This is a genomic window from Vibrio sp. GLN_1 (assembly GCF_043106015.1).
Classification (GTDB): Bacteria; Pseudomonadota; Gammaproteobacteria; order Enterobacterales; family Vibrionaceae; genus Vibrio; species Vibrio parahaemolyticus.
This window is the reverse complement of sequence record NZ_JBICMD010000030.1, coordinates 1-13,021: the sequence shown is the minus strand read 5'-3', so window position 1 is coordinate 13,021 and position 13,021 is coordinate 1. Positions and strand designations below refer to the sequence as shown.

The following is a 13,021-nucleotide window of genomic DNA, read 5'->3' as shown; positions in this document are numbered from 1 at the left end:
GAAAATCCTAGAGGAAGAATGGGCTCGGCTGGAACAGCGCTTCGACGTCTGGTACGTACTTTTTGTCGACCAAGAACATCACGACGTGGTCATCTTGCTCGATGACGGTACGATCGTGTGCGATAAGAACTTCTTCGCCACGAACGACAGCACCAATGGTGGTTCCCGGTGGCAGTTTAATGTCGCCAATCGCTCGGCCAACCACTTTCGATGTGGTTTCGTCACCGTGCGCTACGGCCTCGATAGCTTCCGCCGCACCGCGACGCAGAGACGATACGTTTACGATGTCTGCACGGCGAACGTGCGTCAGCAAGGCAGAAATGGTCGCTTGCTGTGGTGAGATGGCCACATCAATCACGCCGCCTTGGACTAAGTCAACGTACGCGCCACGTTGGATCAGTACCATCACCTTCTTCGCGCCCATGCGTTTTGCCAGCATAGCGGACATGATGTTGGTTTCATCTTCGTTGGTGAGAGCGATGAATACGTCAACTTGGTCGATGTTTTCTTCAGTCAGTAGCTCTTGGTCTGCGGCATCGCCACAGAACACGATGGTGTTCTCTAATTGCTCAGACAGCTTTTCTGCACGTTGATAGTCGCGCTCAATCAGCTTCACGCTGTAAGTTTGCTCTAGGCGTTTTGCCAAGCTTGCGCCGATGTTACCCCCGCCAACAATCATGATGCGGCGGTAAGGTTTTTCTAGGCGCTGTAGCTCACTCATTACAGAGCGAATGTGGTTGCTTGCGGCGACGAAGAACACTTCATCATCGGCTTCAATAATGGTGGTGCCTTGCGGGCGAATCGGACGGCCTTGACGGAAAATCGCTGCCACACGGGTATCAATGTGCGGCATGTGCTCACGCAAAGCAGACAGCGCGTTACCCACCAACGGGCCACCGTAGTAGGCTTTTACCGCCACTAGGCTGACTTTCTGTTCAGCAAAGCTCACCACTTGCAGCGCGCCCGGGTATTGGATCAGACGTTCGATGTAGCTGGTTACCAGCTCTTCTGGTGCAATCAGGTGGTCGACGGGGATCGCACCAGACTTAAATAGGGCTTCTTTTTCTGCCAAGTATTCTGGAGAGCGAATACGTGCAACGCGGTTTGGGGTGTTGAATAGAGTGAACGCGACCTGACAGGCGGCCATGTTGGTTTCATCAGTGTTGGTTACTGCGACGAGCATATCGGCGTCTTGTGCACCAGCTTCGTGCAGCACGTCTGGGTGGCTCGCATGGCCATTGACCACACGCAGGTCGTATTTGTCCTGCAATTCACGCAGTCGGTCGGCATTGTTGTCGACGATGGTGATGTCGTTGTTTTCACCCACTAGGTTTTCTGCCAGTGTGCCGCCAACCTGACCTGCACCAAGAATAATGATCTTCATACTCTTTTCTCGTTATCTGAAAAAGGCGATTGAAATCACTCCAATCGCCCTATTTAGCATGCTGTTACGCGTGTGTTTTAGTTAGCACTGCGTAGTAGAAACCATCCATATCTTCTTCGCCTGGTAGAATTTGACGACCAGGCTGGTCGGGATCAGAATCCAGCAGTTGCGCATCCGCGGTACGTGCTAAAAACGCTTTTACTTGCTCCACGTTTTCTTGCAGTGTGATTGAACAAGTCGCGTAAACCATTGTGCCGCCGGGTTTCAGTTGCGTCCACATGGCATCAAAAATTTCACTTTGCAGCTCTGCTAATGCGGCGATGTCGTCTGCACGACGTAGCCATTTGATGTCTGGGTGACGACGAATCACGCCAGTCGCAGAACATGGGGCATCCAGCAAAATGCGATCAAATTGCTCGCCTTGCCACCATTCTTGTGGATTACGCGCATCACCGCAAACCACTTTTGCCTGAAGGTTGAGACGCTTCAGGTTTTCATGCACACGTTTCAAGCGTGTGTCGTCGCAGTCAATCGCGACCACTTCACTGCCCGACGTGCGCTCTAGAATGTGCGCAGTCTTGCCACCTGGCGCAGCACAACAATCTAAAATCAGTTCGCCGTCTTGTGGTTTTAGGTAGTTGATCGAGAGCTGCGCCGCCGCATCTTGGACCGAAACCCAACCTTTCTCAAATCCAGGTAGCTTCATCACATCACATGGTGCGGCCAATTTTATGGCGTCCATTGCTTCTGTGTGTGGCGTGCTATCAATGTTTTCATTTTTGAGTAGCGCAAGGTATTCATCACGAGTGTGGTGCTGATGGTTCACACGCAGCCACATTGGTGCTTTTTGGTTGTTCGCTTCAACAATGCTTTCCCATTGCTGTGGGTAGGCCTCTTGCAGCAGTTTTAGTAACCAGCTTGGGTGACCGTACTTGCCAGCGTTGTTGCTGACGGCCATTTGGTCGAGTTCTTCTTGGTTGCGCTGGTAGTTACGCAATACAGCGTTAATCAAACCACGCAGACGAGGACCTTTCAGCTCTTTAGTGCCTTCAACCGTTTCACCGACTGCTGCGTGCGCAGGAATACGCATGAAGCTCAGTTGGTAAATACCAACCAGAATTAGGTGATGGAATACACGTTGTTTGCCTTTGAGCGGCTTATCCATCAACTGGTTTGCGATCATTTCTAGGCGAGGTAGGTAACGTAGCGCACCGTAACAGATCTCTTGTAGCAGAGCGTGGTCACGAGGTCGTACCGTTTGTTGAGCCGCTGGAAGAGCGCTTGAAAGTGAGTGGCCCTTGTCGACGACAAGATACAGGACGTTAGCAGCCGCAGCGCGAACATTCATGATGAGTACCTTAAAGTAAAGGAGGGCATCTCTGCCCTCTAAAAGTTCGTATTATTGGGGATAATAACCCCTAGTATGGCTTAAACCAGCAGAGTGCCGACTTCAAACCAAGCAGCACGTGAGTTCAGAATGTCCTGAACTGACATGGCTTTTTTGCCAGGAACTTGCAGTTGCTCTAGCACCAGTACACCGTTGCCTGTCGCAACATAGATACCGGTTTTATCTGCTTGCACGATGGTGCCGGCTGGCTTGTCACTGGTTTGCTCTGCCACACGGCTTTGCCATACTTTGATGCTGTTTTCTGCCGCCTCAAAGTGGCTCATTGGCCATGGGTTAAATGCACGAACGCAGCGCTCAATGTGCGCCGCATCGTCGTTCCAGTTGATGCGTGCTTCTTCTTTGCTGAGTTTTTTCGCATAGTTCGCTAGCTCATCGTCTTGCTTCACTGGCACTGCTTTACCCGCAGCAATGTCTGCTAGGCAGTCAATCAGGGCTTCTGGACCAAGCTCAGCCAATTTTTCGTACATTGAAGCGCTGGTATCTGTCGCTTCGATTGGCAGAGTTGCAATCTTCAGCATATCACCAGTGTCGAGACCGATGTCCATCTGCATGATGGTCACGCCAGTTTCTGCATCGCCCGCCCAAATAGAGCGTTGGATTGGAGCCGCGCCACGCCAACGAGGTAGGATAGAACCATGTACGTTGATACAACCCAGTTTAGGGGTATCAAGAACCGCTTGTGGCAGTAGCATACCGTATGCCACGACAACCATGAGATCGGCGTTCAGGTCGGCAAGTTCTTGTTTCGCTTCGTCGGACTTAAAGCTTTCAGGTTGGTAAACCGGGATGTTGTGTTCCAGCGCCAGTTGTTTTACCGGTGGCGCAGCCAATTTCTTGCCACGACCCGCTGGACGATCTGGGTTTGTGTAAACCGCGATTACTTCATGCTCCGAAGACAACAACGCCGCCAAGTGACGGGCGGCGAAATCCGGAGTACCTGCAAAGACAATACGTAAAGACTGACTCAAGGTAGACTTCCTTCTAATTGGTATGGTTCGAGATTAAGCGTTTTGCTGCTTCTCGTTAAAGCGTTTGATTTTTGCTAGCTTGTCCTGAATGCGTTTGCGTTTCAGTGGTGATAGGTAATCCACGAATAGCTTACCTTGTAGGTGATCAAGCTCGTGTTGAACACAAATCGCTAGCAGGTCGTCGGCTTCAAAGGTGAACTCTTTGCCATCACGATCCAGTGCTTTAACGGTAACTTCTGCAGCGCGAGGCACAAGTGCGCGTGCACCTGGTACCGACAGACAGCCTTCTTCGATGCCATCTTCGCCACGCTTTTCCAGAATCTCAGGGTTGATTAGCACCATCGGCTCATCGCGAGTTTCTGAAATATCAATCACTACGATACGTTTGTGGATATCAACCTGCGTTGCAGCAAGGCCAATACCTTCTTCGTCGTACATGGTTTCAATCATGTCATCGACGATTTTTTGAATCTCAGGAGTCACCGCGTCAACAGGCTTCGCGACCGTGCGCAGGCGATCATCTGGGAATGTTAATACTTGTAATACAGACATATTCACTCGAAATATTGAACTGTGCCGAAACAGCACAAACCTTGTTGGCTCAATTCTAGACATTTTATGGCCTAAATGACAGCATTCTTGCACCAATTTCCATTCTGGTTCCTGCTTAACAGACCAAGGACGAGGGTCATGAATCGAATTTTCCGCAACGTTGCCAGTGTTACGTTGCCGTTACTTTTCTCTTTCAACGCTGTAGCAAATGTGGATGCTAAACCACTGACTGTTAAAGATGATGCGCCACAAACGTATGTAGTCGTGAAGGGCGATACGCTATGGGATATTTCGGCCATGTACTTAGATAGCCCGTGGTTGTGGCCTCGTTTGTGGCAAGTCAATCCAGACATCGATAACCCTCATTTAATTTATCCCGGAGATAAGCTGTCTTTGGTGTGGATTAACGGTCAGCCCGTGTTGAGCCTAAAACCGGTTAAGAAGCTGAGCCCGAAAGCACGCATCACAGAAAAGAAAGCCGTACCAACGGTAGCGGAAGGTTTGGTGATGCCGTATCTCAAATCGGATCGGTTGCTGGATCAAGATGCGTTGAACAATGCTGCAAAAGTGATGGGCAGCAGCAAAGGCAGTAAGTATCTGACGGCAGAAGATGTGTTGTACATCGATGGCAAGCAGACCGCTACAGGCTGGGCTATTTACCGACCGGTAGAAACCTTTTCGCGTGACGATGTGTCTAAAGAGATCACTGCGCTGCGTTTGATTGCCAAAGGCGAGCTCGTTGAGGCTTCGAGCGATTATTCTGGTTTGAAGATCACGTCTCAATTGCAAGAAATCCTGCGCAACGATATCGCGTTGCCAAATCAATCGGTTGAGAACACTGACTTCACAACAACGTTCTACCCTATGCCGTCACCACAAGGCAGTTCTGCAAAGTTGCTAGGCAATATCGAAGGTATTCGCTTTAGCTCAACCAACCAAGTCGTGGTGATTGATAAAGGTACGTCTGATAGTCTGAAACAAGGCAGTGTGTTTGATTTAAAAGAAGACGCGCATCCCGTTTACAAAGATGGCGATGAATTCAAGAAAGAGTTTGGTGTCCTCGATAAGAAAATAACCTTACCTCAAAGCAAAGTTGGCGAGTTGCTGGTCATTCGTCCTTATGAGTACTTTAGCTTGGCGTTGATCACAACCAGCACTAAACCCATCAATAAAGAGGTCTCTGTGGTTTCGCCTCTGACGCAAGAGCCGACCACCAATGAAACCACGCAATAACGACAGTGACCTTGCTGCCTGGCTTAAGCTGAGTTGCTTGCCAGGCATCGGTGGGGTCAAAATGAATAAGCTGCTCGCCAAAGATACGCCTCGCAATATCATCAATTTCTCTTCTGAACAGCTCTATCAATTGGGTTTGACGAACAAACAGTTGCAAGCTTGGGCTTCGGCCGATAAAGAGGTCGATGCTTGTTTAACGTGGCTAGCCACTGCTACAAATCATCACATTCTGACGCTGGCCGATCCTTTATATCCCCCTTTACTCAAGCAAGTTGTCGCTCCGCCTCCGTTGTTATTTGTTGAGGGGAATCCTACCTTTTTATCGCAACCACAAATTGCCATGGTGGGCAGCCGTAACGCCAGTTTTGATGGTTTACACCATGCACGTCAATTTGCGGCAGAATTGGCTCAGCAAGAATTGATTGTCACTAGCGGCTTAGCGCTTGGGATTGATGGCCATGCTCATGATGGTGTGCTACAAGCGGGTGGTAAGACGATAGCTGTGCTCGGGTCTGGTTTAGAACATATTTATCCTGCTCGTCATCGTAGTTTAGCGCAGCGAGTAACAGAGAATGGAGCACTGGTTTCTGAGTTTCGCCCCAATGCCAAGCCTCGCGCAGAAAACTTTCCGCGTCGAAACCGTATCATTAGCGGCTTATCGTTAGGTGTGTTAGTGGTGGAAGCGGCCGAGAAAAGTGGCTCGCTTATTACCGCGCGTTATGCCCTTGAGCAAGGGCGAGAAGTGTTTGCGCTGCCGGCCTCAATTAATGCTCGCAATGCTAGTGGTGGTAACCAATTGATTCGCAACGGTGCCTGCCTCGTAGAGAAAACCCAAGATATCCTCGATGAAATACAGTCTTTACTCGATTGGTCTGTTAATCAGAGTATCGATTTATTTTCTACGCTAAATGATGAAGAAGAATTGCCATTTCCTCAGCTGTTAGCTAACGTAGGAAGTGAAGCTACACCGGTTGATATTCTTGCAAACAGGACCAATATACCTGTCCAAGAAGTCATGATGCAGCTCTTAGAGCTTGAGCTCTCTGGGCATGTTGTTGCGGTTTCAGGTGGCTATATTCGAAAGGGGAGGGGCTAGCTATGATGATGGATATACTGATGTATCTATTCGAAACCTACATCCATAGCGATGCAGAGTTACAGGTCGAACAAGACGAGTTGGAAGAAGAATTGCTTCGCGCAGGCTTCCAACAAAAAGATATCTACAAAGCCCTTGTCTGGTTAGAAGAGCTCGCAGCGCTGCAGCAAAGTGATACATCTTCTGCGATTTCGGCTTGTATCGCGTCATCATCGACTCGTATCTACACTGCGAAAGAGATGCAGCGTTTGGATTTGGAGTGCCGAGGCTTTTTATTGTTCCTTGAGCAAATCAATGTGTTGACGACAGAAACTCGTGAAATGGTGATTGACCGAGTGATGGGGCTAGAAACGAGCGAGTTTGAGCTTGAAGACCTCAAATGGATCATTTTGATGGTGCTGTTTAATGTGCCTGGCAATGAAAACGCTTATACGCTAATGGAAGAGCTGTTGTACACCAAGGAACAAGGGATTCTTCACTAACCCAATCTAGGCAAGTTCGAGTTTAGCTAGCAAGAACGCGAGCTTGTCTTTTGGTGTGTTTTTCACGAAACGGTAAGTATGAGTAGTAAAATCGACAACACCCTTTTCTCTGCCCATGAACACGCATTGGAACACGAGCCGTGTCCTAAATGTGGCAGCGAGTTGACCCTCAAACATGGCAAACACGGCCCCTTTCTTGGCTGTAGCCACTACCCAAGCTGTGATTACATCAAAGCCCTGCACAACAATGATGGACACATCGTCAAAGAGCTTGGCGTTCCTTGTCCAGATTGTGGTAACGAGTTGGTATTACGCCAAGGGCGTTATGGCATGTTTGTTGGTTGCAGTAACTATCCGGAGTGCCATCATATTGAGTCGATTAATCAACCAGAGCCAGAAAAGCAGTCGCAAGAGCACCACGCGTGTCCTGAATGCGGTAAAGGTTATTTAGTTGAACGTAAGACGCGTTTTGGTAAAACTTTCTACGCATGTGATAACTACCCTAAATGCAAATTTGCAGTGAATCTCCCTCCGGTTAAGGGGAGATGCGAAGAATGTGGTTTTACTTTGTTGGTGGAGAAGAAGCTCGCCAGTGGTGTGAAATTGCAATGTGCCAACCGTAAGTGCCAGCACACCCAACAAGGGTAAATACATCAAAGGAATTAAAAAGGGTCGCATCGTGCGACCCTTTGTGGTTTTTAGGGCTAGATTTTAGCGTTATGCTTGTTTCGCAAACTCGTGCACGGCTGGGAATGCCATTGGATCTAAGACATCCGCGAGAGCGCACAATCTACGGTGCAATTCTCCTGGGTAGTCACCGCATACGTTGATGTGACCCATTTTGCGTCCTTCACGTTTCTCTTTGCCGTACCAATGGATGTGACAACCATCCATGGCGAGCAATGCTTCTGGTAACGTATCTTCACCAAGAATATTCACCATTGAGGTTTCGCGAATCAGTTTGGTGCTGCCTAACGGCAAGCCGCACACGGCGCGCAGATGGTTTTCAAACTGACAAGTTTCCGCACCTTGCTGTGTCCAGTGACCGGAGTTGTGCACGCGTGGGGCAATCTCATTGACTAACAGTGTGCCCTCGACATCAAAGAATTCGAGCGCTAATACGCCAACGTAATCTAGGCTATCTGCGACGGCCGTGAACATCTGCTTGGCTTGGGCTTGCAGCTCTGGCGCATCAATTGCGGTGGATAAGCTCAATACGCCATTGGTATGAACGTTTTCTGCTAGAGGGTAAACTTCAACACTGCCGTCTTTGCCGCGGGCACCGACTAACGATACTTCACGGTTAAATGGTACAAACTCTTCAGCCACAATCGCTTGTGTAGGTGTTGCTGCAATGCACTCCGCCATTTCTGTCCAGATCGTCTCTATCTGAGCCGCTTCTTTCAAGCGCCACTGGCCTTTACCATCGTAACCACCCAATGCACTTTTCAGCACCATAGGCATGCCAACATGTTCAATTGCGCGTTCAAAATCTTCACGTGTCTCAATCACGTAGTACTTTGCATTACGCACACCAGCATTATCGAGTAGCGCTTTTTCAACACGGCGGTCACCGCCTGCTTTGATGGCTTCGGTACTAGGGAGGAACTTGCCACTTAATTCACAGATGTCGAGTACATCGTGAGAAATATGTTCGAATTCTGCGGTGATCGCATCTACTTGTTCAATGGCATTTTCCAAACCATGACCAAGCACCTGTTGGGTAAGAGGATGGACAACGTTACCGCTGCCGACATCGTAAGCCGAGATTTGGATGTTCAGTGGTGCACCAGCCAGAGACATCATTCGAGCCAACTGACCTGATCCGAGAACCAGTACATGCATCTGATTAATCCTCAGCTGGATTTGGGTTAGCCAGTACGGTTTCCGTCTGTTCATTGCGGAACGCTTCTACCTTCGCCATGATGCTTTCGTCATGAGTGCCTAGGATTTGTGCCGCTAAGATGCCCGCGTTTGCAGCGCCCGCTTCGCCAATCGCTAACGTGCCGACTGCAATGCCTTTTGGCATTTGTACAATAGATAGCAAAGAGTCCATGCCTTTTAGAGCGCGAGATTGAACCGGAACGCCAAGTACAGGCAAACTGGTGAAGGCTGCCGCCATTCCCGGTAGGTGAGCTGCACCACCGGCACCTGCGATGATCACTTTGATGCCGCGTTCTTTCGCGCTGCTAGCGTAATCGGCTAATAGTTGAGGAGTACGGTGAGCTGACACCACCTTTGTTTCGTAAGACACGCCAAATTGATCCAGCATGTCTGCTGCTAGTTTCATGGTTGGCCAATCGGATTTAGAACCCATGATGATACCGACTTTCATCTCAAACTCCTTCAAGCTGCAAAATTAGGTGAGCTGATAAATTTGTGCGCATTATACGGGGATTTTTATCTCAAGCAAACGTTTGCGTCTTGTTGTTGACGCTATTGATACATTTTATAAAAAAATTGCTTTAGTGTCTGAGAATGAATATTTGTACACTTAGTGAAAATAATACAGTCAGACAATCAGGAAGTATTCGGTGGATAACTTTGAACAAGTGCTCAACGCACTACAACAAGGCGAAGTGATTGCCTACCCAACAGAAGGGGTTTTTGGTGTCGGATGCGATCCAGATAACCCAGAAGCAATTCAAAAACTGCTGGATCTCAAGCAGCGTCCGGTGGAAAAAGGGCTGATTCTGATCGCCGCAAGTTATGAGCAGCTCTTGCCATATATTGATGAATCTCAACTGACTCCAGAACAATTAGCGACCGTTCATGCAACTTGGCCTGGTCCATACACTTGGATCATGCCAGCGAGCGATAAAGTCTCCAACTGGGTTTCAGGACAGTTTGATTCAATTGCAGTTCGTGTGACTGATCATCCTTTGGTTCAAAAGATGTGTAATGCATTCGGAAAGCCGTTAACCTCTACCAGCGCGAATCTTTCCGGCTTGCCACCGTGTATGACCACGGAAGAGGTAGAGCAGCAATTGGGTGACAAGCTGGTGGCCATTCTTCGTGGTGAAACCAGCGGTCGTGATAAACCCAGCGAGATTCGTGACGCCAAAACTTCACAAATATTAAGACAGGGCTAACCCTGCTTGCCAGCCATCAATAGGTATCACGTAATAGGTAATAACGTATGTCAGCAATCGATAAGTACGCCGTAAAGCAGTTCCTGATGTCACTTCAGGACTCCATTTGTCAGCAGTTAGAACAAGAAGATGGAAAGGCCGTCTTTGTCGAAGATGCATGGCATCGTGAACCGGGCGAACGTCTTGGTGGCGGTGGGCGCTCACGTGTTCTGCGTGATGGTCTTGTTTTCGAGCAAGGTGGGGTGAACTTCTCGCATGTGGAAGGGAAAGAAATGCCAGCATCTGCGACGGCTCATCGTCCGGAGCTAGCTGGTCGCCGCTTTGAAGCGATGGGGGTCTCTTTGGTTATCCATCCCAAAAACCCTTACGTCCCAACTTCTCATGCGAATGTACGTTTCTTTATCGCAGAGAAAGAGGGCGAAGAGCCAATTTGGTGGTTTGGTGGTGGTTTCGACCTGACTCCTTTCTATCCTTTCGAAGAAGATTGTCAGTCATGGCACGATACAGCTAAGGCAATCTGTACCCCATTTGGTGAAGAAGTATATGCAGAACACAAAGCGTGGTGTGATAAGTACTTCTTCTTGCCACATCGAAACGAAACTCGTGGTGTTGGTGGTTTGTTCTTTGATGATTTGAATCACTGGGAGTTTTATAAGTGTTTTGATTACATCAAAGCGGTGGGTGAAGGCTATTGCCAAGCTTACTTGCCGATTGTGTCTCGTCGTAAAGACATCGAATATGGCGAGCGCGAACGTGAGTTCCAACTTTACCGTCGTGGTCGTTATGTTGAGTTCAACTTAGTGTACGACCGTGGCACTTTATTCGGTTTACAAAGTGGTGGGCGTACCGAGTCGATTCTGATGTCGATGCCGCCGTTAGCGCGCTGGGAGTACCGCTACGAACCAGAAGCAGGAACGCCTGAAGCCGAACTTTACGATCGATACCTGAAACCACGCGAATGGTAAGCACGGAATCTCCTTTTCTATATAGATAGATAGTGATAGGGTCATCTGTAATCAGATGGCCCTGTTTTCTCTATATCTAAGTAAGGAATAAAGGTAAGGACATGACCCCGCAAATCGATCGTTACGCCGTGTTTGGTAACCCTATCGGGCACAGCAAGTCGCCATTTATCCATACACTCTTTGCTCGTCAAACGAATCAGTCCCTTACATACACCGCAGAGTGTGCGCCTGTGGGTGGATTTATCGAGGCGGCGAAAGCATTTTTTGCTGACGGCGGCAAAGGCTGTAACGTGACCTTGCCTTTTAAAGAAGATGCCTATCAATTTGCCAGCCGTTTGACCGAGCGTGCTCAGCTTGCTGGAGCAGTGAATACACTTAAGAAGCTTGATGATGGTGAAATCATTGGTGATAACACTGATGGTGCAGGCTTAGTGCAGGACTTGTTGCAACATCAAGTCGTTTTAGAAGGCGCACGTATCCTGATCATAGGAGCTGGTGGTGCCGCTCGAGGAGTGATTAAACCATTGCTCGATCAAAAACCAACATCTCTAACGATAACTAATCGTACATTTTCCAAAGCCGAAGAATTGGCAGAATTGTTTTCTGCGTATGGCCCTGTTAAAGCAAAAGAGATGAATACCATTGCTGAAGAGTTCGATGTCATAATCAACTCTACGTCTGCATCATTGAGTGGTGAGTTACCTGCGATCTCTTCCTCGGTGTTCGCCGCCAATAGTACAAGCTACGACATGATGTATGGCAAAGGTGATACCACATTTAACCAATGGGCTAAGCAACACGGTGCGGCACATGCTTATGATGGTTTAGGTATGTTAGTTGGCCAAGCTGCTGAGAGTTTTATGTTATGGCGCGGTCTTCGTCCTGGGGCCAAACAGATTTTGCGTGAATTAAGAAAGAACCTTGAAGGTCAATAAGCGATGAATCAATCCATCTTATTCCCAGACATGCAATCATGGGATGAAGTATCACAATCAGTAAACTTTGCGGCGCAACAATCTGGTGCGCTAATAGAATGCTTTGTGACGAAACAAAAGTTAGAAAAGTTATCTGGCTCAGAGTTAGATACGGAGCAGGCCGTGATCGCCGCTTTTATTGACTACCGATTTGATCTGGAAGAAATAGCAGAAGAGTTAATAGAAGATGAAGCCTTCAACGAAGAAGGCCATATTATCATCGGCTAACAGACCTTTAGTTCAAGTCTTCTACTTCATGTAAGTAGTCGTTTTTGTTTTGAACATAGTTATTGGCTGACTTTTGTAAAAAAGCTCGTTCTGTCTCTGATAGAGGGCGAGCTTGTTTCACTGGACTACCGACATAAAGATAACCGCTTTCTAATCTCTTTCCTGGCGGTACTAAACTGCCCGCTCCAATCATCACCTCTGATTCAATAACGACAGAATCTAAAACAATCGCCCCCATACCAACCAATACACGATCGTGTATCTCACAACCGTGCAGCATCACTTTGTGGCCAATCGTAACGTCATTGCCGATAATAAGTGGATAGCCGTTTGGGTTTTCAGAGTTTTTATGGGTGACATGCAAAACACTGCCATCTTGAATATTCGTTCGATCACCAATGTGAATGTGGTTCACATCGCCTCGTGCCGCTACTAATGGCCAAATGCTAGAATCGTCCCCAATACGGATATCTCCGACTAACACTGAGGTTGAGTCAACGTAAACACGCTCACCAAGTTGAGGCTTTATACCTTTGTAGCTTCTAATTGAGCTCATCTTTTCTCCTTATTAGGGGCGATTACAGGGGACATGGAGGTAGAATAGTAGTGAAAACTCGCCTTTTAGAATAAAAAACACCC

General features: G+C 48.2%; 15 protein-coding genes. 8 read left to right on the top strand and 7 right to left on the bottom strand.

Annotated features, from left to right (window positions below):
* Positions 1-7 precede the first annotated feature (7 nt).
* The 4 genes from trkA to def all read right to left on the bottom strand — a co-directional run bounded on the left by trkA (position 8) and on the right by def (position 4,312).
* On the bottom strand, positions 8-1,384 hold the full coding sequence (gene trkA / locus ACF8OV_RS12930; RefSeq protein ID WP_005461427.1) for a Trk system potassium transporter TrkA: 1,377 nt from the start codon (positions 1,382-1,384) through the stop codon (positions 8-10).
* 64 nt (positions 1,385-1,448) lie between these two features.
* On the bottom strand, positions 1,449-2,732 hold the full coding sequence (gene rsmB / locus ACF8OV_RS12925; protein WP_140385261.1) for a 16S rRNA (cytosine(967)-C(5))-methyltransferase RsmB: 1,284 nt from the start codon (positions 2,730-2,732) through the stop codon (positions 1,449-1,451).
* 80 nt (positions 2,733-2,812) lie between these two features.
* Complete coding sequence (gene fmt / locus ACF8OV_RS12920; protein WP_005461453.1) at positions 2,813-3,760, bottom strand: methionyl-tRNA formyltransferase; 948 nt, start codon at positions 3,758-3,760, stop codon at positions 2,813-2,815.
* A 33-nt stretch (positions 3,761-3,793) separates the two neighbouring features.
* The gene (gene def, locus ACF8OV_RS12915) at positions 3,794-4,312 is read right to left on the bottom strand and encodes a peptide deformylase (RefSeq protein ID WP_005461416.1); all 519 of its coding nucleotides are present in this window, start codon (positions 4,310-4,312) and stop codon (positions 3,794-3,796) included.
* A 138-nt stretch (positions 4,313-4,450) separates the two neighbouring features.
* On the opposite strand from def, the gene ACF8OV_RS12910 reads away from it, so the two are divergent.
* From ACF8OV_RS12910 to ACF8OV_RS12895, 4 genes are all read left to right on the top strand, one after another.
* A complete protein-coding gene (locus ACF8OV_RS12910) occupies positions 4,451-5,545 on the top strand; it encodes a LysM peptidoglycan-binding domain-containing protein (RefSeq protein WP_005497418.1) in 1,095 nt (364 codons plus the stop codon).
* Positions 5,529-6,641: a DNA-processing protein DprA gene (gene dprA, locus ACF8OV_RS12905; RefSeq protein ID WP_203505192.1), complete on the top strand. Its 1,113-nt coding sequence runs from the start codon at positions 5,529-5,531 to the stop codon at positions 6,639-6,641. Before ACF8OV_RS12910 ends, dprA begins: the two co-directional genes overlap by 17 nt.
* A gap of 2 nt (positions 6,642-6,643) precedes the next feature.
* On the top strand, positions 6,644-7,123 hold the full coding sequence (locus ACF8OV_RS12900) for a DUF494 family protein (RefSeq protein ID WP_005461440.1): 480 nt from the start codon (positions 6,644-6,646) through the stop codon (positions 7,121-7,123).
* A gap of 78 nt (positions 7,124-7,201) precedes the next feature.
* Positions 7,202-7,771, top strand: a complete 570-nt coding sequence (locus tag ACF8OV_RS12895) for a type I DNA topoisomerase (protein WP_063517813.1) — start codon at positions 7,202-7,204, stop codon at positions 7,769-7,771.
* Positions 7,772-7,840: 69 nt separating this feature from the next.
* Here ACF8OV_RS12895 and ACF8OV_RS12890 read toward each other — a convergent pair whose 3' ends face one another.
* Positions 7,841-8,968, bottom strand: a complete 1,128-nt coding sequence (locus ACF8OV_RS12890) for a 5-(carboxyamino)imidazole ribonucleotide synthase (protein ID WP_203505194.1) — start codon at positions 8,966-8,968, stop codon at positions 7,841-7,843.
* Positions 8,969-8,972: 4 nt separating this feature from the next.
* Entirely contained in the window at positions 8,973-9,458 is a 486-nt protein-coding gene (gene purE / locus ACF8OV_RS12885; RefSeq protein ID WP_005394016.1) for a 5-(carboxyamino)imidazole ribonucleotide mutase, read from the bottom strand.
* 199 nt (positions 9,459-9,657) lie between these two features.
* Here purE and ACF8OV_RS12880 point away from each other — a divergent pair, with 199 nt between their 5' ends.
* The 4 genes from ACF8OV_RS12880 (at position 9,658) to ACF8OV_RS12865 (ending at position 12,382) form a co-directional block, all read left to right on the top strand.
* Positions 9,658-10,215 (top strand): L-threonylcarbamoyladenylate synthase, encoded by a 558-nt coding sequence (locus ACF8OV_RS12880; protein ID WP_015297509.1) that lies wholly within the window; start codon positions 9,658-9,660, stop codon positions 10,213-10,215.
* A gap of 47 nt (positions 10,216-10,262) precedes the next feature.
* Positions 10,263-11,180 (top strand): oxygen-dependent coproporphyrinogen oxidase, encoded by a 918-nt coding sequence (gene hemF / locus ACF8OV_RS12875; RefSeq protein ID WP_203505196.1) that lies wholly within the window; start codon positions 10,263-10,265, stop codon positions 11,178-11,180.
* Between the two features lie 101 nt (positions 11,181-11,281).
* Positions 11,282-12,115: a shikimate dehydrogenase gene (gene aroE, locus ACF8OV_RS12870; protein WP_020904438.1), complete on the top strand. Its 834-nt coding sequence runs from the start codon at positions 11,282-11,284 to the stop codon at positions 12,113-12,115.
* Positions 12,116-12,118: 3 nt separating this feature from the next.
* Positions 12,119-12,382 (top strand): DUF1488 domain-containing protein, encoded by a 264-nt coding sequence (locus ACF8OV_RS12865; RefSeq protein ID WP_005497408.1) that lies wholly within the window; start codon positions 12,119-12,121, stop codon positions 12,380-12,382.
* Between the two features lie 7 nt (positions 12,383-12,389).
* Here the strand turns inward: ACF8OV_RS12865 and ACF8OV_RS12860 are convergent, their stop codons facing one another.
* Positions 12,390-12,938 carry a gamma carbonic anhydrase family protein gene (locus tag ACF8OV_RS12860; RefSeq protein WP_020904439.1) on the bottom strand — a complete coding sequence of 183 codons (549 nt, stop codon included), beginning with the start codon at positions 12,936-12,938 and terminating at the stop codon, positions 12,390-12,392.
* Between the last annotated feature and the right edge of the window lie 83 nt (positions 12,939-13,021).

Bases quoted from the DNA above. Each gene is read 5' to 3' on its own strand.
- ACF8OV_RS12865 (WP_005497408.1), top strand. From the start codon at position 12,119: ATGAATCAATCCATCTTATTCCCAGACATGCAATCATGGGATGAAGTA.
- hemF (WP_203505196.1), top strand. From the start codon at position 10,263: ATGTCAGCAATCGATAAGTACGCCGTAAAGCAGTTCCTGATGTCACTT.
- def (WP_005461416.1), bottom strand. From the start codon at position 4,312: ATGTCTGTATTACAAGTATTAACATTCCCAGATGATCGCCTGCGCACG.
- rsmB (WP_140385261.1), bottom strand. From the start codon at position 2,732: ATGAATGTTCGCGCTGCGGCTGCTAACGTCCTGTATCTTGTCGTCGAC.
- ACF8OV_RS12900 (WP_005461440.1), top strand. From the start codon at position 6,644: ATGATGATGGATATACTGATGTATCTATTCGAAACCTACATCCATAGC.
- trkA (WP_005461427.1), bottom strand. From the start codon at position 1,384: ATGAAGATCATTATTCTTGGTGCAGGTCAGGTTGGCGGCACACTGGCA.
- ACF8OV_RS12860 (WP_020904439.1), bottom strand. From the start codon at position 12,938: ATGAGCTCAATTAGAAGCTACAAAGGTATAAAGCCTCAACTTGGTGAG.
- ACF8OV_RS12895 (WP_063517813.1), top strand. From the start codon at position 7,202: ATGAGTAGTAAAATCGACAACACCCTTTTCTCTGCCCATGAACACGCA.
- aroE (WP_020904438.1), top strand. From the start codon at position 11,282: ATGACCCCGCAAATCGATCGTTACGCCGTGTTTGGTAACCCTATCGGG.
- dprA (WP_203505192.1), top strand. From the start codon at position 5,529: ATGAAACCACGCAATAACGACAGTGACCTTGCTGCCTGGCTTAAGCTG.
- ACF8OV_RS12910 (WP_005497418.1), top strand. From the start codon at position 4,451: ATGAATCGAATTTTCCGCAACGTTGCCAGTGTTACGTTGCCGTTACTT.
- ACF8OV_RS12890 (WP_203505194.1), bottom strand. From the start codon at position 8,968: ATGCATGTACTGGTTCTCGGATCAGGTCAGTTGGCTCGAATGATGTCT.
- purE (WP_005394016.1), bottom strand. From the start codon at position 9,458: ATGAAAGTCGGTATCATCATGGGTTCTAAATCCGATTGGCCAACCATG.